The organism is Pristimantibacillus sp. PTI5 (assembly GCF_048572955.1).
Classification (GTDB): domain Bacteria; phylum Bacillota; class Bacilli; order Paenibacillales; family Paenibacillaceae; genus Pristimantibacillus.
Genome location: NZ_CP183886.1, coordinates 5,796,460 through 5,816,341, shown reverse-complemented (window position 1 = coordinate 5,816,341; position 19,882 = coordinate 5,796,460). Strand labels below are relative to the sequence as shown.

The following is a 19,882-nucleotide window of genomic DNA, read 5'->3' as shown; positions in this document are numbered from 1 at the left end:
AACTGGATTAATGCGTGCTTTTGATTGCCGTGGCCCATGCCTTATCCAAACTGCTAATAAACTGCTCCTTCGTAACCTCTTTGGCGTAGTAGCTTTGAAGCAATTTGGCCTGTTCATCTGTCACGCCGTTTGGCAGCTTCAAATCCTGATAGGCTTTGCCAAGCGCCACGTATTCGGATGCTTCATTCACCCACGGGAACACTTCATACTGATGCACGGTAGACACCGGATTAAATTTAAGCTCCTGGAATAACGCGGAGGAATCCTTCTCATCATAGAAATAGTTGAGCAAATCCAGCGCTACTTCTTTGTTTTTGCTTTTTTTCGATACGGCTAACGTTGTAGAGGTCGATAGATTGATCATCGTGCCTGCCGCATTATTGCTTACCGGCAGCGGCGCAACGCCAAATTCCATTTCCGGATTTACTTTTAGGATCGTTTCCGCGTTCCAAGGCCCCTGCACCCACATTGCTGCCTTGCCGGCTGCAAAATCGGCAGAACCCGCTTCATTTCCGACCTCGAACGGTTTTGCGGTACCATTTTCCGTGATGAGATCAATGATATTAAAAATATCCTTTACATCGGCGTAGGACGCTTCGCCTTTATTCATTTTCCCGATCCAATCCGGATGCTCCGAGGATACGATCCCGCCTAAAGTCAAAGCAGTCATAAGCTGCGGAACCCATGATTCTTGAAAGGCTAGCAGGAACGGCTTCGTGTCCGCTTTATTCAATTTTTCTACAACCTCTTTCATTTCATCAAGCGTTTGCGGCGGCGTTAGGCCTAGTTCTCTGAATATCTTTTTGTTGTAAAGATAACCCCATGCCAAGCTCTCAAGCGGCAGCGCAATGATCCGTCCGTCATTCATGACCGTATATTTAACCGTGTCGTAAAGGGTTTCAGCAGCCGGCTGGCTTGTAAGATCCTCTAAATATCCGGCTTTATCATACGCACTCAAATCATTGGCATGAACGTCAAAGATATCTGGCGCATCGTTTGACGCAAGCCTTGCCTGTAGCACCTGTTTCGCTTGATCGGGGTTTGGCATTTCCAGATCAATGGTTACGGCAATATTTTTCTCGGCGAGCTCTTTCGCTTTGAACTGCTCGAAATATTTCTCGAACTGCTCCTTAAATCTTGGCGACCCGATTTGCACCTTCAATTCAACCTTTTGCGTTTTTGTCTCTTCGCTGCTGCTCCACGTGTTGTTCGAACCGCAAGCGGACAACGACAGAATAAGCATGAGGCTTGCGAGACCTAACGAAAGCGTTTTCTTCATTTTGAATCTCCCATGTTTGTTTGGTTGGCTGCCTCTTAAGTATAGTTAGGCAGGAAGCTGCAAGCATTACAGATGATTATCGGCTTATATATTGCATAATATTGATCGTGCACCGTTGTTATTTTCCGCTCTGCATCTCGCCAGGCGTGACGCCAAAATGTTTTTTGAACACGCGATGGAAGTAAGGAAGCTCGGTATAGCCGGTTAGCCGCGCTGCCTCTTTAATCGAGACATGCGGCATAAGCAGCATTTCTCTTGCCTTCTCCATCCGTTTGCGAATGATATATTCCGTCAGATTCTCCCCTACGGCTGCTTTAAAGCTTCGGCTTAGATGCTCCTTGCTGACATAAAATTGATGGGCTACGCTCTCAAGCGCGATCGGCTCTAAATAATGCTTATCCAGATAACCCTTCACCTCTGCGATAACCAAATTTCCTTTTGTTTTTTGGAGAGCCTCCATCCTATCGATCGCTTCGCTGTACATTCGTCCGATTCTGCCGATTGTCTCCGTGAGGCTGACGCTGAGGCGGCCTTGCTCTTCTTGAAGCATTGCTAGGCTGCCGCTTCCCAAAGATTCATAATCGGCCAGGTACTGCTCGAGTGTAGCTTTAAAATCTAATTCCAGCCGTTCAAGCTGCTCCGCCTTTAAGCCCTCGGGAAAAGCTTCTGCCACTAAAGCTTCTATCTTGCCCAGCGTATGCAGGACTGATGGTTTGTTTAGCTCAAATAAAGCGGCGAGCGCACGCTGCTTTAACGCTAAATATCGATCCGTTTGAGGTACGCTTGAAAATAGCAGCGGCAATATCCGATGCGGACCTTCCTCCGATTTCTGCAAAGCGTTCAGCTCCTCCACACATTTCCGTAAAGCGTCATTAAGCTCTACCGGATCTACGGGTTTCAACAAATATTCCACTGCGCGCGACTTTATAGCCTGTTTTAAATACATAAAGTCGTCATAGCCGCTCATGACAATAATTTTAAGGAGAGGAAATTGTTCATTGATTTGTTTTAACAGCTCGACGCCATCCACGCCGGGCATGCGCATATCCGTAACGACGATATGAGGTGCATGCTCCTGAATGAATCGAAGCCCCGATTTGCCATCCTCTGCCTCGCCGGCGATCGCAAGCTGCAGCTGCTCCCATTCACCTAAAGATTTTATTACCTCTCTTGCCCATGGCTCGTCATCAATAATAAGCACGTTATGCATGATGTTCCTCCTTCATTGACAATGGCAGCTTCAGCGCAAATATGGTTCCTCTTCCTAGCTTGCTGTATATTCGCATTGCAGCGCGCTCGCCAAAATGCAATTTCAGTCTTGCATTCACGTTTTTCAGGCCAATTCCTTTACGCATTCTCGGCATATCTTTTTCCTCATCCGGACGATCATGCTTTATGGCTAATCCTTCATTTAGTTCTGACCGCAGCTGCTTCAGCCGCGCTTGATCCATACCCATTCCGTTATCCTCAATCAGGATAACCATATGCTTTCGGATTGCCTTTAACCGGATCCGGACCTGCCAGCTGCCTTCCTTCGCCTGCAGCCCGTGCTCAAAAGCATTTTCAACCAATGGCTGCAGCGTAAACCTCGGAAGCTGAAGAGCGTGATCCGCGCCGTCGTAATCGATGGTAACCGTGCAGCGTCCCGCGAAACGCTGCTCTTGTATAAATAAATAATTGCGAATATGCTTTAGCTCTTCTTCCAAGGCAGCTGCGTCATGCCCGGAGCTTATCGAATAACGCAGCAGATCGCCGATAACCTTCGTTATTTTATAAATTTCCGGCGCGCCCTTCACCAATGCCATGCCGCCTATTAAATTCAAAGTATTATTTAAAAAATGAGGATTAATTTGCGCTTGCAGCGCCATCAGCTGCGCGTTCTTTACCTCGATCTCCTTCTGGTATTCGTTCTCTACCAGCTCCTTCATCCGCTGCATCATGGAATTATATCCTCGCTCCAACAGCCCGATCTCATCCTGGCTGCGTACCGAAGTAAGCTCAAATTGCTGGACGGGCGTCATTCGCATCGTTCTCGCTAAGCTGACAATCGGCCTGGTAATTCGGAGTGACACCATAATGGACAATAAAATGGAGGCTAGCGCAAACAGCAAACCTGTCATAATGCCTGCTCTAACCGTATTGTTAGCGCTCTCAGTAATCGTCGTGATCGGTAAAGCTTTAATCAGAGTAAGCTCGCCGTCATCCACCCGTTTGATAAATATAAAGTGGCTGTCGGTTTTCTTGATTTCCAATTCTTTGTTTATCAAACCGTTATGTTTCAAGCTTTGGATACCGGGTATAGCGTGAAAGCTTTGCTCCGTAGGCGAGGCAGCCAGCTGCTCCCCCTCATCATTGATTAAGAAAAAAGAGCTGTCATCTTCCGAAGTTAATATCGTGCTGACCTCCTTCCACACTTCCTTGTTCATGCGGATGGATAACCCGCCGAGCAATTGCTGGTCAGCAAACCGGTTCATGCTGTGGAAGGCGTAAATCCCGTTCCCGGATTCCTTGAAATACAACGTAATTGGGGTTTGCAGCATGCGGCTCCAGTTCCCTTTCGTTATATCTAGCGAATAGATTAAGCCGCTGCTCGCATAATTGACCGAATAAACCTTTTGGCTTCGATGCGTATACAATGCCAGCTCATCTATTTTTTTTGAATTTGCATAAAAAGCATTCGTTAACGTTTCTTGAATATATTTCTGCGTCCGAAACTGTCCGCTTCCGCTTTGGATATCGATTGCGTTTAAACCCTCGATCAACGGCTGATTGACTTGAAGCGAATAAAATAAAACATTCATTTGCCGGATCAGCTCATCCAAATATTGATCGGCAGACATCATACGGGAGCGGTTGGCATCGATGATTTCTTTTTCGACCGAGCTTCGCGTATTATTCATAGCTATCCACGTGACCGTCAATACGGGCAGCGTCGTCAAACAAATCATTAAAACCATGAGCCTGTATCGTATACTGGTCCGTTTCATTTCGCTCTCCCTCTTCCTGTGAAGTCCTACGCGTGACGACCTACTAGTTCAAGTGTACCAAATTAGCACACCTTTTCATTGCATTAAATTAACGTTTCGCATTGTATTTTATTGATTCTGCCTTTCTTAACCGGCGTGTTTTCTAGTAATTTAGAAACAGCTATGGAAAAACGCAAAAAAACCTCTGTCTTGCCGTGCATAACATAAGTTATGCGCTGCTAGACAGAAGCCTTTTTCTATTATCGGTATTTTGTTAAGGAGTGCTGACCTCATCGGTAGCCTCTGGTTCGGCAGTGGCCTCCGGAGCGGTTGTATTGCCTGAAGCATTGTTATCGTCTTCTATGATCACGTTACCATTTGCATTATCCACGTTGTTGTCATTATTGCATGCAGATGCGGTGAAGACGACGGTAACGCTCATCAAAGCAATGAAAATCAGTTTAGTGAGGCTGCTATTCTTTTTCGTTTTATTCATTTGTGGTGCTCCTCTCGACTGGTTGTTGAATTGCTTAACTATACTTAACCAATGAGGAGATTCTGAATCACAATCACTATGAGAAATTTTTCAGAAAAAAAAAAGACCCTGCCCGGTCTCTTTTCTCTGAAATCGCCTATGAAAATAAAAATGAGTCAATAAAAAGATTCCTGGCGGTATTCCGTAAAATGAAATAACCCCGTTCGATGATTAGATTCCCTAACCTTCTCAATGATTTCGCAGATATTAATCATCGAATCAGCATCTTTCGTCGACGAAGCGATCTGATAAAGGGTACTAAAGCTGCCTAAGGCATTTTCTTTGTTAACTGCCCCAGTCTTTAGGTTGATTAGCACGCGCTCGATTTCGCTGTTAATGAACCATACAATTCTTTTTTTAAAATTTGAATTAATCATGAGCAACCCTCCGCTGTCAATGAAATAGTACCAGTTAAGTATATCTCCGCGGATAATAAAACTCTGTCGAAGTACGAAGTCGAATAAAATTTTTTTATCAACAAAAATCCCGTTCCTTCACCTACGCGTGAAAAGATACAGTATCCTTGTGATTTCCGATATATAGTCAAAAGCTGCGATTATGCAACAGCATAAAACACTTTTTTTGTCGTATTTCGTCCGTTTGTAGCAACACCTTTCGACATAAGCCTAGCCCCTACAATTGATAGCTGACAAAGGCCAAACAGCGGCTGTCAGGCGACCAAGAGTTTACATTGATGGTCCCTTGCCCGCCAAACAGCTTAACCAAGGTACGCGATGGGCCTCCATCGCTTCCCATAATGCGAATCTCAACATTTTTGTTTGCAGGATGGTCGTTCGGAGCCACATCCCCCTTGCGGTAGGCCAGATAAGCGATGGAATTCCCATCCGGCGACACATGCGGAAACCAATTATTGCTTTCATCAGACGTGATTTGTTTCTGGTCGCTGCCATCCGGATTCATCCGCCATATTTGCATCAAGCCCGTTCTCGTCGAATTAAACCAAATATGGCGGCCGTCTGGCGAGTATTCGGGTCCATCATCAAGGCCTGGAGCATCCGTGAGCTGTGTCTCCATCCCGCCGCCTGCAGGAATGGTATAAATGTTGTACTCGCCATTTCTCGCTGCGCAGTAGGCGAGTACGGCGCCGTCAGGCGACCAGCCATGCAAATAGCTAGGAGCCATCGGGGTAACCAGGACCGGTTGACCGCCGGTAAGCGAAAGCACGTAAATGCGTGATTGGCCATCCTCCTTGGTATGATGACTGACCGCCAATCGTTTATTGTCAGGTGAAAGCACATGGTCATTGTTGTTTTGGTTGACGTATCCCGTTTCAATTGGGATGCTTTCGCGGGTTGCGAGGTCAAATTTATAAATAAGGCCTTTGCTGTTATAAATCAGATAGTTATTGTCTTTCGTCCAATTCGGCGCTTCAATTAAATAATCGAATTCGGCCAAGACCGTACGTTCTCCTGTATTTACATCTACCGTTTCCAAAAGGCTTACGAATCCCATTTCCATACCACCCTTTCATCGTATGAACAAGTGTACATTATGCTCGTCATACAACTTGCCAAAAATGTTGATTATATCGTTATTTCCTCTCCCGGGCTCAGTACCAACCCGTTCATCCCTTTGCTTTGAAGCTGCTGAACAAAGCTTTCAGCTTCCTGGCGGATAACGGGAAACGTATTGTAATGAACGGGAACGGTCAGCTTCGCGTTATACCACTCCGCTGCTTGCAGCGCATCCTCCACTCCCATCGTATAATGGTCTCCGATTGGAATGAACGCTACATCAATCGCATGCCGGTCACCGATCATTTTCATATCGCTGAACAAAGCGGTGTCTCCCGCATGAAGGACATTTATTCCCGCAATGTTCACAATAAAACCGGCTGGCATGCCGCCGTAAATCACGGTTTTTTCTTCCGCCAGCACAATGCCCGAAGAATGGAAGGCCTGTACCATTTTGGCCTTGGCGAATCCTAGATCCACCGTACCGCCGATATTCATATCGATGGTCTTGACGCCCTTCCAAGACATAAAAGCCGCCAGCTCCGCAATCGCAACGACTGGCGCATCATTGTTTTTGGCGATCAGGTCGGCGTCCAAAATATGGTCCATATGCGCATGCGTCAGCAGGACTGCATCCGTTTTAATTTCTTCCGCCTTCGTCACTGCTAAGGCATTGCCTCGAAGAAAGGGATCAATAATAAGTGATTTATCGCCTTCAATCATCTGAATACAGGAATGTCCGTGGTAAATAATTTCCATAATCGCATTTTCCTCCATTTTGTATCATGTCCGTCACTGCATCATTATCCAACTAGCGACGGCGTATAACCAAGCTTACTCCGTTACTCTGGCTATAACCCTTGCGACCGAAGAATCCGCTTGAATACGGAGCGGAAGCGCAATAATTTCGAATGCTTTAACACCGAGCAAGCGTGTTACATTTTTCAAGTTTTCAATAATGTAAATGTGATTGCGAAATAAGCTTTTATGGATGTCAAAGGGAGAATGATCCGGTGAAGGTGTGTCTAAACCAACCATCTTAACCTTTTTCCGAATAAGGAATTGAACAAATTCCGCTGTTAAAATGGGGTAATCGGTAAAATACTCCGGCTGGCCATAACGCTCGCCGTGCCCCGTGTGCAGGATAACGATTTGAGATTCTCTAATGATGTCTTCATACTCGGCCTTATAAGCAACCTCGGCTGCTCCGCTTACATCGAGCAGCACGCCGTCGCCGACAAAGTTTTCTGCCGATATTTCACTGATGTACTCCACAACGTCTAATAAATGCATGGGACCATCGATATGAGTGCCCGCATGCATATTAACGGACAGCTGGTGATTATTGAAGCCATCCTTGCCAAATTGCCGGGAATGCTCCAACCGGGTCTCTTCATCGCCGGGGTAAACGGGCATCCCCGTCTTTATCGTATGCGTCAGATCAATGATCACGCCGCTGCGCCCCTTCCTTCCGCCAAAAATGCTACGCCATTTGGCTTCCTTTAACTATTTTCGCTTCCAATCCAAATATAGCACAAATGCCGTGCTTGCCAAAATAATGAAAAGTATAAGAAACAGCAGAAGAATGAAAAAAATTTGGCAGAGGTTTCTTGTTTTCAGGAATATGGACAGAAGGAGTGAATTACGGCGAAGGTTGTAATACGGATGCTTTGGTTTGCAGGGAGTGCTTGATGGCCATACGTTTGACCTGCTGCTTCTGCAGCTCCGGGTACAATGCAAAAAAGGATTCATCCCGCAGCAAAGCCGCCAGCGTATCCGATGCCGCACGGACAGCCTGCGCTTCGTCTTCAAGCAAGTAATAAGCCGCCTGATAGGCGTATGCTTCATGCTGTCTTAATACTGCCGCTTTCCTTAAAAGCTCTCGATTCGTCATCGTTATTTGCTTCACGGCTTCTCTTCACCTTCCCGCTAACCTTGAATCGACGGTTTGATTGCTTTCGTTGAACGACTTCGTTTCATTCAACTATACACAACTCAATTACATCCACCAAGTACCATTTTTCCATGGTACTTGACAGCTCAGGAAGCTGGGAATAAAAAAAGATGACCCCGTTGTTAACGGAGTCATCTGCTTGCATTTGCCGCTTCGGATTAAGCTAGCGGCACGCGCTTCGCCAAAGCCTCAAATTTGACTAAATGCGGATTGATTTGATTTTGAAGTTTTATCAAAAACTCAAGCGTTGCTTTGTTTTGTTTTACCAAAGAAGGGTTTTCGTTAAATTTCACGTCATAGTGCTTCGCGACGTCGCCTTTCATGTATTGAATGGTCGTAAATTTCCCGTTTTTCCAAGCATCCTTCATATTCACATTCGTGCCCATGATTTGAAGGTTCAGATTAGCATCCTTATAGTTAAAGCTGTATACCGGATCCTTTTCACTATGGGCGACGGAATAGCCTGCTGCAAATCGGTCATTGGCGAAAGTACCGAACTGAATTTTGTGGTACTCCACTTCACCGTCAAAGTCTGTTACTCTTGTGTACAGGGCGCCATTTCCAACCTTTTGGTCATTTTTCCAAGCGCCGTCATATGTAATCTTTGTTTCTTTGCGATCACTAGTGGAATTAGCGACATACTTACCTAACCCATTCCGTTTGCCGTTAACCCAATCACCCGCATATGACTTCGTCTGATACCAGGTCATTGTTCCTTTTCCATGCGGCATACCGTCTTTCACTTCTCCGTAGTACAAAACGTTCTTGGAAATTTCGAGATACTCTTTATTTGTAGCTGCTTCAACCTTCGACGTCCCCCCTGCGGCTGCTGTTAGAACAAATACCAACGCAAAACTGAACATCATCATGACCATTTTCTTCATCGACAATCACTTCCCCTTATCTGGTTATATTAGTTCATTCTATTAGGATAATAAACGCGGTATGCGGTTTTCGAAACAGGCTTAAGCCCTAAAAAAGGATTTCTTTTCCTTATGGAATGGAAATAACCGTTAACGGCTCTCCCTTCTGTCATATAATCCCTGCTATTCACTCCTTGTTCCATCCACTAACCAAGGTTCGGCTCACTGCCATCGGCAGCAGGTAGACATTTTCACCTTGCATCATTCTATTCTCCTTTCATAAAATTCAGGGTTTTTCTTCCATTTACCGATGTCTTGAAACATTTCGAAAAAAAATTGAAAATTCTGACCGTATCTCTGTATACATTTACAATTCACACCACATAATAACCTCACATCCCATGAAGGAGTGATTGTAATGAGCAGAAGAAGATCGAATACATTGGTTGTACCGCAAGCAAGAGTAGCACTTGATCAATTGAAAACAGAGGCTGCGCAGCAGCTTGGCGTTTCGTTCTCGCAAGATGGATACAATGGTAATCTATCCACGCGCGACGCTGGATCAATCGGCGGATACATCACGAAAAAACTGGTTCAAATCGCGGAACAACAATTAGGCGGGCGCAACTTCTAATCAGCCGACGAAAAGCCCTCCTATTACAGGCGGGCTTTTCATTTGCAAACGTATCGATCCTGCAGCTAAACGGCAGCATAGTGCGGATCCTATTTTTGCAGGTGGTATGGCACGGTTGCGATGACTACGTCCTTTTGCGTAAATAAATATGCGCGAAGCATTAAGCTCGTTTGGTTGTGCAGTAAATAATGCCACCAATGCTTCGTAATAAACTGCGGGATAAGAACCGTAATATGATCCGTTTCTGCCGTTTTCCATTCAATCGTATCAATGAACCGCATTAAAGGCCTAATGATGCTCCGATAGCTGGAACGGAGAACAATGAGCCGGACGCCGGGGTTCCATTCTTCCCACTTCTTTTCCATTCGCTCGATATCCTCGTCATCAAATCCAACATACACGGCAACGACATTATCCGTCAAAGATTTGGCATAGCTAAGGGAATGATTGACGACACGCGTTATACCCGCAATGGGAACCACGATCGTGCTCCCTTTAATAACCGGTTTATCTATCGCCATATTGATCCGCAGTTCGTCTGACATGTTGCGGTAATGGCGGTGAATCCCATAAAACAATAAAATAACGAGCGGCAGGAAGATAAATACCATCCAAACGTGGCTAAACTTCGTGAAAATAAAAATTAAGGTAATCGCCAGCGTCGTCAGCATCCCAATTGTATTAATGATGAAACGCGAGAGCCAGCCGGCAGGCTTCAGCTTCACCCAGCGTACCATCATGCCCAGCTGGGAAAGCGTAAACGGAATAAATACCCCCACTGCATATAACGGAATTAAATTTTCGGTATTGCCGTGAAAGGCGATAACCAATAACGCGGATAAAACGCCCAGAATAATGATGCCGTTAGAAAAGCCCAAACGATCGCCCCGCGCCATGAACATATTCGGCATATATTTATCTTTCGCCAGCATGAAGGCAAGCAGCGGAAATGCCGCATAAGCCGTATTGGCCGCCAAAAATAAAATGAGCGCCGTTACGCCCTGAATCACATAATAAATGACGCCTCTGCCAAATGTCGCATTCGCAATTTGCGATACAACGGTTTCTTTCTCATTCGGAATAATACCGTACCAATACGCAAGCAGGCTTATGCCGATGAACATTGCGCCCAGAATCGTCCCCATCATGATTAGCGTAGCCGCCGCATTGCGCTCGGCCGGCTGCTTAAAGTTCGGAATCGCATTGGACATCGCCTCTACGCCCGTAAGCGCTGAACAGCCTGAGCTGAAAGCCTTCAATAATAGGAATAAGCTTATGTTCGAAACCGCGGCACCCATCTCAGGCGCTGCTGCCGGTACGCCGCCTGCCAAATATTTGATTATGCCGGATATAATCAGGATAAAGATAGCAATCACAAACAGGTAGACCGGCATGGCCAGCACGGAAGCCGACTCCGTGATTCCCCGCAAATTAATAAGGGTCAGAAGCGCGATCATCACTAATGCGATAAGGACCCGGTGATCATGCAGCGACGGAAAAGCGGACGTAATGGCATCCGTACCCGCGGAAGTGCTGACCGCAACCGTCAGAATATAATCGACAAGCAGCGAGCCGCCTGCTAACAACCCGGTAGAAACGCCGAGATTATCCTTCGCGACAATATAAGCGCCGCCGCCGGTAGGATAAGAGAAAATCGTTTGGCGATATGATAAAATCAGCACCAATAAAAGACCCAGTACAGCGATGGAGATCGGAATAGAGTACCAAACCGCCGTAAAGCCGGCAACCATCAGCACAATTAAAATTTGCTCCGTCCCGTATGCGACCGAAGATAAAGCATCGGATGATAACACGGCAAGCGCCTTAAGCTTGCTAAGCTTTTCGCCTTCAATTTCCGAGCTTTTCATCGGACGACCGATTAACAACCGTTTAAATCTGCTGACCATCATAACTTCCCCTTTTCCAACCCATGAAATAAAATAACAAGCTAACTGCCGCATGGAACACAAAAAAAAGCCGCAGGAAAGTAAGGACTTTCCCACGGCTTTACCCAAATAGCTCGGTTCGTTCGTGATAAATTCCTCTTTTGGACGCTTACGAGGTTAGCTGACGGATTCGGGCGCAAAAGTCGCCCTACGCTTGGCATGACCAAGTGATTCACCCCTGAGACAAGATCGCATGATCTTGCTCGATGGTTCCCCCGCTTCTTTTTCAGAACTCAGCGATTAAGGATATTACATGAAATAATACGGCAATAGATTACGTTTTGAATCTTACTCCTCTCCTCCGGCATTGTAAACAATCATATAGGTCTAAATTGATTAAATTTCGAGTAGTGCGGAATCATTTAACCGATTACATCCTATGCATTCTTTTCATATCGCTTTTATGCTTACGATCTCTTTGGATTATGAAAAAATCATTAATAAATCATAGCAATCCATAAGAAACCGCATCACGGTTTATATGTTACGATTGGATTATCGTTACAAACCCAAAAAGAGAGGATGTTTAGAATGGCAAAATACACGACCTACATCATTTCCGAGGACGCAAGAGCACAATCCGAATTTTACATACAGGCTCTTGGAGGAGAAATCAATTCCATTATGACGCATGGCCAGCTTCCCGACGCACGCGAGGAGCTCAAAGACAAAATCATTCACCTCTGTTTCAATGCCGCAGGCGTCAATTTCTTTATGTCAGACTCTGTGTTTGAACCTGTCCAGAGCGGTAATGCCGTTCATTTGAACCTTGTATTCGCTTCAGAAGAAGAAGCACGGCAAGCCTTTAATCAATTAGCGGCCGGCGGCCAAATCCATCAGCCTTTGGAGCCTGCTTTCTGGGGCTCTCTATTCGGACAAATCGAAGACAAATTCGGTATACGCTGGATGATTACCACCGAGGCAGCCGTAAGCCAAGCCTAGCCCGTCCGAATAAGGATACATGTTACACATCAAGAGGAGACAGCCCTTTGCTGAGGGCAGCCTCCTCATTGCTTCGTCTATTTCTCCTATTATCAAAACAAGGAATTATTCACATGGATGTCGAATAGTGTCGGATGAAATATTTCCATACCAATGAGTTTGATAAGGAGGATGATGCTGGATGTCATTCTTGTTCAAAGCCGCCGAATACCCGTCAAGCCCCGGCTGCTATCTGATGAAAAATGAAGAAGGCAGCATCCTTTACGTCGGAAAATCCAAAAACCTGCGAAGTCGGCTGCGTTCCTATTTTACGAAAAACCATACCCATCGCAGAATTAAGCAGCTCGTACAGGAAATAGCGTCCATTGAAGTCGTGCTTGTTAATAATGAAGCAGAGAGCTTGCTCCTCGAAAATAATTTAATAAAAATCCATAAACCTCCCTTTAACCGGGCATTAAAAAAAGATAACAGCGGTTATGCCTATCTGCAGCTGACAGCTGACGAGCTTCCGCGTTTGGATGTGTATTACCGGAACCGCAGCCGTCATCAGAAAATCGCTGAACCAGAGGAAATACACCGTTTGGGTCCCTTCAAAAACGCCCGGTTTCGTGATGCGCTGCTTGAATTTGTAACGGAGCATTACGGTCTTCGAACCTGTAAAACCATGCCCAAGCAAGTCTGCCTGCTTTACCATATCGGGAAATGCAGCGGCGTGTGCGAAGGCAAAATATCGAAGCAGAGTTATTTGAATAACGTTCGCCAAGCCTCGGATCTGCTCGCCCATCGAGGCAAAGGCCTGATTGAAACGTTGTATGACCGGATGGAGACTTATGCGTCAAAGATGGAATTTGAAAAAGCACAGCAAATGCTCATCAGTATCCGAAATTTGGAGCAAGCTGCAGACAAGCAAATTGTAGACAGGGAAGCCGTTATCGATCAGGATGTCATCTACTTCGGCAGCTCCCATGCGCTTGTTGCAAAAGTCGAAGCAGGCATGCTCAGCGACTTTCAGATGTTTGCGCTCGAAAAACCGAACGATGCTGCCTCCGGCGACCAATTTATGATCACTAGATATGCCGAGGCGAAGCCTGATGAAATCATAGCAAGTCGCATCTGCGACCGAAAAAAGGTGTATACATCCTTAAAAAAAAGAGGAGAAAAGCAGTTTATCCTAACCGAACCCAAGCGGGGGTTAAAATATGACCTGCTGCAGCTGTGCAAAAACAATTATGAGTACCGAATCAACCGGCTTTAATTCATCCCGGTATTAAAAAAAGGCCGCCATTTGGCGGCCTTTTCTTATATGCCCATTTAATGGACCGTATTTGCCGGCATTTGCGGCATTCCGTTTGCCGGTACGAACGCGTTAATCATGATTTGCATGTCATTGGCTGCCAATTGCGGCACCTGGTAATAGGCACGTTTATTTTGATACATAAACAATTCATAGGCCATTTCGATAAAGTTTTGCACTTGCGAAGCCAATACCCGGCGTACGACAGGGTTCGTAACTTCAACCGCGGCCATTGCCAAGAGTGAAGCATGAGATTTCACTAGTCCAATCATATATCCGCTGATGCCTGCGTCTTTTACATCCGCCAATGATTGATTGGGCTTTTTCGGCTGAGTCGCTTGTAAACCGTAGAGGGGCTCGATTATTTCTTTGATCATATACGTTGACGTTTCTTGGCTTGGCTTTTGACCTGTGGCAAAACACTCCGCTGTCAGATTGTATTGGGAGAGGGTAAAGTTATATTGACGATCCAATATGTCCAGCAACTCGACATCCTGTACATACTGCCTGAAGATCATAAATTGATCCAACATGCCGATTGAACAGGACAATACTTCATGCATATCAAAAAGCTCGTGACCTCCATGATTGAATGCCTGCGTACCTGTACCTTGTAAATTTGTGTTGCTTTGCGGTTGCTGCTGCATGTTAAGTCTCCTTTGTTATTGATTGATTAACTTCTTTAATATCAATATTTCAAAGGAAAATTATTCATCCTGCCGGTACAAATCATGAAAAACCCCTTGTTATGACTCTACGTCATAACAAGGGGTTAGTCGTTTCTTTACTTCTTGTTAGCTGCAGCCCATTCGTCCAGCTGTCTTTGCTTCTCTGCTATGATCTTGTCAATGCCCGCTGTTTTTTGCTGTTTAATAAATTCAGGCAGCTTGGCTACGGGATCAACGGTTCCTGTTTCCAAAGCAATTTTATATTGATTCTGAACGTTCGTCACCGCCGCGATTTCCGTTTTGACGGCGTCGGCATTAAAGGTGAAGCCCAGCGCTTTCGATTTTATAGCGTTTCTGTTAAAATCCGCCAGCTGATTCCACAGCTCCGGGTCATCCCCGTTCCAAATGTAGGACAGGGACTGGTTCCCGAACATCCATCCCATTTGCAGGTTATAGCCGGAATTCGTTGCATCTACCCCTTGCGGGTAATCGATGACATTGTCGGATACTTTCACGTAATGTTTTTCTTCGATCCCGTAATCCAGCAGATTAATGAAATCTTTATCGGTATACATCATGTTAAGCAGCATCATCGCTCTCTCCGGATCCTTCGAATTTCTTGCGACGCTCCACATAATGGATGTAATGTTAGACGTCGCAGTAACTGCAGGTCTGAAGTGTACTGACACCATCTCTTTGCCAGTCGTTCTCGATTCCTGGGTCTCTATGCCGGGCTTCATATGGGAGATAAAAGAGAAGGCTTTGCCGGACTTAACCAAATTGTATTGCGTCTCGGTGCTAGTAGCGGCATCCTTGGCAATGTAGCCTGCTTCATACCACCTTCTGACCGTATTCAGCATTTCCGCATATTCCGGCGTCTCATACATATTCACGATCTTGAGGCTGTTATCATGGCCTGGCAGTACGCCAAATCCATCACCCAAGGTATCAAAGAAGCTGCCTACAAAAATATCCAGAATAGAGATTCCGTACTTGACTGTCGGAATGATACCCGGCTCATTATCTTTAATCGTTTTAAATACAGCGTCCAGATCATCCAGCGATTTTATCGCAGCCGTATCGATGTTATATTTATCAACTAAATCCTTGCGCATCGTAATTCCATAGTCTGCCGCCAAATCCCTGATGCTCGGAACGGCATATATTTTTCCGTCAATTCTTGTTGCGTTCAAGAACGCAGGATCAAGGGAATCAAGCGCTTCCGCAACCCCCTGGCCCTGCTCAGCCAAGTAGCCGTCGAGTTCAAGAAACTGCCCTTTGGCCACATCTTGGCTGTATGTTCCAAGTCCGCTTACGATCAGGTCTACCTGCTCATTGCCAGACATCATCAGCGTTTTTTGCTGCGTCCAAGCTCCAAATCCGATCGGAATCAGCTTGACGGTCGCATTGATTTTTTCCTTCGTCAATTTGTTGATCGCTTCCGAAATCAGCTTCATATCCTTCGGTTCCCCGCCTGCGGGAAATACCATTACTAGCTCGACAGGCTTTAATTCTCCGCCGGCGCTGCCGCTTTCTCCTTCTGAAACGGCTCCGTCGTTCCCGGAACTTGCTGCATTGCTGCCTCCGTTGCTGCAAGCGCCAATAAGCATGGTCATTGCAAGCGCCAATAACAAAAACATTTTAGCTGCATATTTGTTCTTTTTCATTGATGTGACCTCCCGGTTTCTTTTAATGAAAGCGTGTACACTTAGTAGAATAGATGAAAATGCCGCAGCTCACTTTCATATTTCCGACATCTTGTTTTCGATTTTCCGATGTATATGAAACATGGGTTTCAAAATCGTTTCCAATTGCAAAACTGCCTTTTCGTTTGGTCTTTTTATATAGAAAGGGCGGTGCATCCGGATGTCTGCACCGCCCTTTCATCGTATCGTCATTGCTTTCCTGCCGACGCCCAAGCGTCAAGCTGTTTCTGCTTCTCGGCAATGATCTTGTCTATTCCCGCAGCCTTCAACGCTTTATTAAATTCCGGCAGCTGCTTCGCAGGGTCTACCGTACCCGTTTCCAACGCGATTTTGTATTGGTTTGACACGTTCATTACAGCGGCAATCTCCGTTTTGACCGCATCGGCATTAAATGTGAAGCCAAGCGCCTTCGACTTCAAAGCGTTTTTGTTAAATGCCGCAAGCTCGTCCCAAAGCTCTGGATCATCCCCGTTCCAAATATGGGACAGGAATTGGTTGCCGAACATCCATCCCATCTGCTGGTTATATCCCGAATTTGACGCATCTACGCCTTCTGGGAAATCGATGATGTTATCTGATAGCTTTGCGTAATGCTTTCCTTCAATGCCATAATCAAATAAATTGATCAAAGCTTTATCGGTATACATCAGGTTTAGCAGCATCATTGCTTGTTCTGGATTTTTTGAGTTTCTCGCGATACTCCACATGATAGAGGTAATGTTATACGTCATACTCGCGGCAGGCCTCAAATGGATCGACACCATCTTGGTGCCTGTCAGTTTTGATTCTTGGTTTTCAATGCCTGGCTTCATATGGGAAATAAACGAAAACGCTTTGCCTGCCTTCACCAAGTTGTACTGCGTCTCCGTACTTGTTGCCGCATCCTTGGCAACGTAGCCTGCTTGATACCATCTTCTCACTGTATTTAGCAGCTTGGCATATTCCGGAGCCTCGTACATATTGACGACTTTAAGTCCATTGTCATAACCCGGAAGCACGCCAAAGCCGTCTCCTAAATTATCAAAATAGCTGTTTAAATATGTATCGATAATAGAGTTCCCGTACTTCACGGTTGGAACGATGTCTGGCTCATTTTCCAAAACCGTTTGAAACACGGCGTCCAAATCATCCAGCGAATGAATGGCTGTTGTATCGATTTGATACTTTTCTATCAGATCTTTACGCATCGTTATGCCATAATCGGCTGCCAAATCTCGGATACTCGGGACGCCGTAAATCTTGCCGCCGATTCTAGCGGCATTTAGAAAATCCGGATCTAGGCTGTCAAGCGCTCCCCTGATCCCTTGGCCCTGTTCGGCCAGATATCCGTCAAGCTCCAGCAGCTGACCTTTGGACACCTGCTGGCTGTAAGTGTTAAGACCGCTGACGATTAAATCGACTTTTTCGTTGCCAGACAGCATCAGCGTCGTTTGCTGCGGCCATGCTCCCCAACCGACCGGAACAAGCTTTACGGATGTATTTATTTTCTCTTTCGTAATCTTATTGATTTCATCCTGGACGGCCAGCAAATCCTTTGGTTCTACGCTCGCCGGGTAAACCATCGTTACCTCGTAGGCAGCCTTAACGGATTGGTTTCCGCTTTCCGCGGCGTTACCCGCGGAACGGTTCTCTTCCGATGCGCAGCCAGTAAACATCAGGCTTGCTGCAAGCAGCAGCTGCGCAGCCGTCTTGAATGCTTTTCTTTCCAATCTCATCCTGCTCCCCCATGTTCGTTTGTTTCTCTATTACCCTTTAACAGCGCCGATAGTCAGGCCCTTGACGAAATACTTTTGAAAGAACGGATAGGCGATCAGCAGCGGGATTACCCCGATCGCGGCCATCGCCATCCTCATGGATGCAAGAGGAATATTAGCCGCGATTTCAGCGCTTCGGCTGCCTGCTTGCGTAGAGCTCTGCAAGAACTGTACATCCAGAAGGATTCGGTTCAACAGGTTCTGAAGACTGTAGTACTGGCTGTCCGTTATATAAATCAAACCGTTGAACCAGTCGTTCCAGAACAGTATGGTGTAAAACAAGCCAACCGTCGCAAGCACCGGCGTTGACAGCGGCAATACGATGCGATAAAAAATTTTCCACTCCTTCGCGCCGTCGATGTAAGCCGATTCGATAATCGCCGTCGGAATCGAGCTCGCAAAAAAAGTACGCATCAGGATAATGAAAAATCCGTTCATTAGCAAGCCGGGTATGATTAAAGCCAGCATCGTATTTTTCAAGTCGAAATAATTAGTATAGAGCAAATAGGTCGGTACAAGGCCCCCGTTAAACAGCATCGTGAAAAAGACGTAGAATGCGAGCGAGTTGCGGAACGGCATTTCGAGCCGCGAAAGCGGATAAGCCACCATCGCCGTAAGCGTCAATCCGAGTGCCGTGCCGATCACCGTCGTTAAGACCGTGATGCTGTAAGCCCGGATGATTTCCGAAGAGCTGTTCCATAAATAACCGTATGCGGAGAAGCTTATTTGATCTGGAAAAAAGGCGTATCCGCTGCGAACAAGTTCCATATCGTCGGTTAGGGAAGCGGAGAACAACAGCCAAAACGGCATGACGCAAAAGAATGTGAATACCAGCATGACGATGTTGATGGCCCATTGATAGAGCTTGCCGGATGATTGCATATAATCTCTCCCTTTCTAGAACAACGCGTTGTCTTTGTTATATTTTCTTACGACAGCATTAGATACGATTACTAGAATGAAACCAACAAGCGCTTGGTATAAGCCGGCTGCGGAGGACATCCCGATGTCGCCTAGGTTAATCAAGGCGCGGTATACATACGTATCGATCGTGTTCGTAACCGGCATCAGTGCGCCTGTATTCAGCGGAACCTGGAAAAATAAGCCGAAGTCGGAGTAGAAAATACGGCCGATGGCAAGCAAGGTCATAATCGTGATCACCGGCGTAACGAGCGGGAGTGTTATTTTCAAAATTTGCTGCCATCTGTTAGCGCCGTCAATCGTTGCCGCTTCATAATATTCGCTATCGATTCCAATGATTGCTGCTAAATAGATGATGCATAAGTTACCTACGCCCTTCCATACGCTCACGATGGTTAAGATCCATGGCCAGTACTTCGTTTCGCTGTACCAAGAAATGGTATCCAAGCCCAAGAAAGGAAGCAGGGTCTTGTTCATGAACCCGTTTTCAACATCCAGAAAACCAAGCACCAAGTAGCCTACAATAACCATGGAAATCAAAAAAGGAAGCAGGATCAGCGTCTGGTACATTCTGGACAAGAAACGTATACGAATTTCATTCAGCATAATGGCTAAGGCGAGCGCGATTCCGGTATTCAATAAAATAAAGGAGATATTGTACAGCAGCGTATTCCTTGTAATGATATAAGCATCTGTCGTTTTAAACAAATATTCAAAATTTTTTAAACCGATCCAATCACTTCCCATAATGCCTTTTGCAAAATTGATGTCCTTAAACGCGATGACAATGCCAAACATCGGCAAATAGTTGTTAATCAGCAGGTACAGCAGGCCGGGAAGCGCCATCAGCACCAATGCACGGTATTTCTTTACTTTTCTCATCTCCAATGCGAACGTTGCTTTCTTCTCCATCTTCAATGAGACCTTTTTCATAACGGGGGTTGA

General features: G+C 45.8%; 19 protein-coding genes and 1 riboswitch. Of the genes, 3 read left to right on the top strand and 16 right to left on the bottom strand.

Features of this window, described 5'->3' with window-relative positions:
* Window positions 1-7: 7 nt before the first annotated feature.
* From ACN6MW_RS25660 to ACN6MW_RS25615, 10 genes are all read right to left on the bottom strand, one after another.
* Complete coding sequence (locus tag ACN6MW_RS25660) at window positions 8-1,279, bottom strand: ABC transporter substrate-binding protein (RefSeq protein WP_419872686.1); 1,272 nt, start codon at window positions 1,277-1,279, stop codon at window positions 8-10.
* Window positions 1,280-1,397: 118 nt separating this feature from the next.
* Window positions 1,398-2,489, bottom strand: a complete 1,092-nt coding sequence (locus ACN6MW_RS25655) for a response regulator transcription factor (protein WP_419872685.1) — start codon at window positions 2,487-2,489, stop codon at window positions 1,398-1,400.
* The gene (locus ACN6MW_RS25650; protein ID WP_419872684.1) at window positions 2,482-4,266 is read right to left on the bottom strand and encodes a sensor histidine kinase; all 1,785 of its coding nucleotides are present in this window, start codon (window positions 4,264-4,266) and stop codon (window positions 2,482-2,484) included. Before ACN6MW_RS25650 ends, ACN6MW_RS25655 begins: the two co-directional genes overlap by 8 nt.
* 253 nt (window positions 4,267-4,519) lie before the next feature.
* Complete coding sequence (locus ACN6MW_RS25645) at window positions 4,520-4,741, bottom strand: hypothetical protein (protein WP_419872683.1); 222 nt, start codon at window positions 4,739-4,741, stop codon at window positions 4,520-4,522.
* A 155-nt stretch (window positions 4,742-4,896) separates the two neighbouring features.
* Window positions 4,897-5,157: a hypothetical protein gene (locus tag ACN6MW_RS25640; protein ID WP_364141601.1), complete on the bottom strand. Its 261-nt coding sequence runs from the start codon at window positions 5,155-5,157 to the stop codon at window positions 4,897-4,899.
* 256 nt (window positions 5,158-5,413) lie between these two features.
* Window positions 5,414-6,253 (bottom strand): TolB family protein, encoded by an 840-nt coding sequence (locus ACN6MW_RS25635; RefSeq protein WP_419872682.1) that lies wholly within the window; start codon window positions 6,251-6,253, stop codon window positions 5,414-5,416.
* A gap of 71 nt (window positions 6,254-6,324) precedes the next feature.
* A complete protein-coding gene (locus ACN6MW_RS25630; RefSeq protein WP_419872681.1) occupies window positions 6,325-7,014 on the bottom strand; it encodes a metal-dependent hydrolase in 690 nt (229 codons plus the stop codon).
* Window positions 7,015-7,089: 75 nt separating this feature from the next.
* Entirely contained in the window at window positions 7,090-7,707 is a 618-nt protein-coding gene (locus ACN6MW_RS25625; protein WP_419872680.1) for a cyclase family protein, read from the bottom strand.
* 190 nt (window positions 7,708-7,897) lie between these two features.
* Window positions 7,898-8,164: a hypothetical protein gene (locus tag ACN6MW_RS25620; protein ID WP_419872679.1), complete on the bottom strand. Its 267-nt coding sequence runs from the start codon at window positions 8,162-8,164 to the stop codon at window positions 7,898-7,900.
* Between the two features lie 203 nt (window positions 8,165-8,367).
* Window positions 8,368-9,093: a hypothetical protein gene (locus tag ACN6MW_RS25615; protein ID WP_419872678.1), complete on the bottom strand. Its 726-nt coding sequence runs from the start codon at window positions 9,091-9,093 to the stop codon at window positions 8,368-8,370.
* 397 nt (window positions 9,094-9,490) lie between these two features.
* Between ACN6MW_RS25615 and ACN6MW_RS25610 the strand changes: the two genes are divergently transcribed.
* Complete coding sequence (locus tag ACN6MW_RS25610; protein ID WP_419872677.1) at window positions 9,491-9,706, top strand: small, acid-soluble spore protein, alpha/beta type; 216 nt, start codon at window positions 9,491-9,493, stop codon at window positions 9,704-9,706.
* Window positions 9,707-9,795: 89 nt separating this feature from the next.
* Here the strand turns inward: ACN6MW_RS25610 and ACN6MW_RS25605 are convergent, their stop codons facing one another.
* Complete coding sequence (locus ACN6MW_RS25605; RefSeq protein WP_419876447.1) at window positions 9,796-11,613, bottom strand: APC family permease; 1,818 nt, start codon at window positions 11,611-11,613, stop codon at window positions 9,796-9,798.
* Window positions 11,614-11,743: 130 nt separating this feature from the next.
* A riboswitch (cyclic di-AMP (ydaO/yuaA leader) is annotated at window positions 11,744-11,901 on the bottom strand.
* 282 nt (window positions 11,902-12,183) lie between these two features.
* Between ACN6MW_RS25605 and ACN6MW_RS25600 the strand changes: the two genes are divergently transcribed.
* Both ACN6MW_RS25600 and ACN6MW_RS25595 read left to right on the top strand, forming a co-directional pair.
* On the top strand, window positions 12,184-12,594 hold the full coding sequence (locus ACN6MW_RS25600; RefSeq protein ID WP_419872676.1) for a VOC family protein: 411 nt from the start codon (window positions 12,184-12,186) through the stop codon (window positions 12,592-12,594).
* Window positions 12,595-12,775: 181 nt separating this feature from the next.
* Complete coding sequence (locus ACN6MW_RS25595) at window positions 12,776-13,849, top strand: GIY-YIG nuclease family protein (RefSeq protein WP_419872675.1); 1,074 nt, start codon at window positions 12,776-12,778, stop codon at window positions 13,847-13,849.
* Window positions 13,850-13,905: 56 nt separating this feature from the next.
* Here ACN6MW_RS25595 and ACN6MW_RS25590 read toward each other — a convergent pair whose 3' ends face one another.
* From ACN6MW_RS25590 to ACN6MW_RS25570, 5 genes are all read right to left on the bottom strand, one after another.
* Window positions 13,906-14,535 (bottom strand): spore coat protein, encoded by a 630-nt coding sequence (locus ACN6MW_RS25590; RefSeq protein WP_419872674.1) that lies wholly within the window; start codon window positions 14,533-14,535, stop codon window positions 13,906-13,908.
* A 137-nt stretch (window positions 14,536-14,672) separates the two neighbouring features.
* The gene (locus ACN6MW_RS25585; RefSeq protein WP_419872673.1) at window positions 14,673-16,223 is read right to left on the bottom strand and encodes an ABC transporter substrate-binding protein; all 1,551 of its coding nucleotides are present in this window, start codon (window positions 16,221-16,223) and stop codon (window positions 14,673-14,675) included.
* A gap of 227 nt (window positions 16,224-16,450) precedes the next feature.
* Window positions 16,451-17,977: an ABC transporter substrate-binding protein gene (locus ACN6MW_RS25580; protein WP_419872672.1), complete on the bottom strand. Its 1,527-nt coding sequence runs from the start codon at window positions 17,975-17,977 to the stop codon at window positions 16,451-16,453.
* Window positions 17,978-18,007: 30 nt separating this feature from the next.
* Complete coding sequence (locus tag ACN6MW_RS25575) at window positions 18,008-18,898, bottom strand: carbohydrate ABC transporter permease (protein WP_364141640.1); 891 nt, start codon at window positions 18,896-18,898, stop codon at window positions 18,008-18,010.
* 15 nt (window positions 18,899-18,913) lie between these two features.
* Window positions 18,914-19,819, bottom strand: a complete 906-nt coding sequence (locus ACN6MW_RS25570) for an ABC transporter permease (protein WP_419876446.1) — start codon at window positions 19,817-19,819, stop codon at window positions 18,914-18,916.
* Window positions 19,820-19,882: the final 63 nt, after the last annotated feature.

Coding starts and splice junctions, on each gene's coding strand:
- ACN6MW_RS25660 (WP_419872686.1), bottom strand. CDS start 1,279: ATGAAGAAAACGCTTTCGTTAGGTCTCGCAAGCCTCATGCTTATTCTG.
- ACN6MW_RS25655 (WP_419872685.1), bottom strand. CDS start 2,489: ATGCATAACGTGCTTATTATTGATGACGAGCCATGGGCAAGAGAGGTA.
- ACN6MW_RS25650 (WP_419872684.1), bottom strand. CDS start 4,266: ATGAAACGGACCAGTATACGATACAGGCTCATGGTTTTAATGATTTGT.
- ACN6MW_RS25645 (WP_419872683.1), bottom strand. CDS start 4,741: ATGAATAAAACGAAAAAGAATAGCAGCCTCACTAAACTGATTTTCATT.
- ACN6MW_RS25640 (WP_364141601.1), bottom strand. CDS start 5,157: ATGATTAATTCAAATTTTAAAAAAAGAATTGTATGGTTCATTAACAGC.
- ACN6MW_RS25635 (WP_419872682.1), bottom strand. CDS start 6,253: ATGGGATTCGTAAGCCTTTTGGAAACGGTAGATGTAAATACAGGAGAA.
- ACN6MW_RS25630 (WP_419872681.1), bottom strand. CDS start 7,014: ATGGAAATTATTTACCACGGACATTCCTGTATTCAGATGATTGAAGGC.
- ACN6MW_RS25615 (WP_419872678.1), bottom strand. CDS start 9,093: ATGAAGAAAATGGTCATGATGATGTTCAGTTTTGCGTTGGTATTTGTT.
- ACN6MW_RS25610 (WP_419872677.1), top strand. CDS start 9,491: ATGAGCAGAAGAAGATCGAATACATTGGTTGTACCGCAAGCAAGAGTA.
- ACN6MW_RS25605 (WP_419876447.1), bottom strand. CDS start 11,613: ATGGTCAGCAGATTTAAACGGTTGTTAATCGGTCGTCCGATGAAAAGC.
- ACN6MW_RS25600 (WP_419872676.1), top strand. CDS start 12,184: ATGGCAAAATACACGACCTACATCATTTCCGAGGACGCAAGAGCACAA.
- ACN6MW_RS25595 (WP_419872675.1), top strand. CDS start 12,776: ATGTCATTCTTGTTCAAAGCCGCCGAATACCCGTCAAGCCCCGGCTGC.
- ACN6MW_RS25590 (WP_419872674.1), bottom strand. CDS start 14,535: ATGCAGCAGCAACCGCAAAGCAACACAAATTTACAAGGTACAGGTACG.
- ACN6MW_RS25585 (WP_419872673.1), bottom strand. CDS start 16,223: ATGAAAAAGAACAAATATGCAGCTAAAATGTTTTTGTTATTGGCGCTT.
- ACN6MW_RS25580 (WP_419872672.1), bottom strand. CDS start 17,977: ATGAGATTGGAAAGAAAAGCATTCAAGACGGCTGCGCAGCTGCTGCTT.
- ACN6MW_RS25575 (WP_364141640.1), bottom strand. CDS start 18,898: ATGCAATCATCCGGCAAGCTCTATCAATGGGCCATCAACATCGTCATG.
- ACN6MW_RS25570 (WP_419876446.1), bottom strand. CDS start 19,819: ATGAGAAAAGTAAAGAAATACCGTGCATTGGTGCTGATGGCGCTTCCC.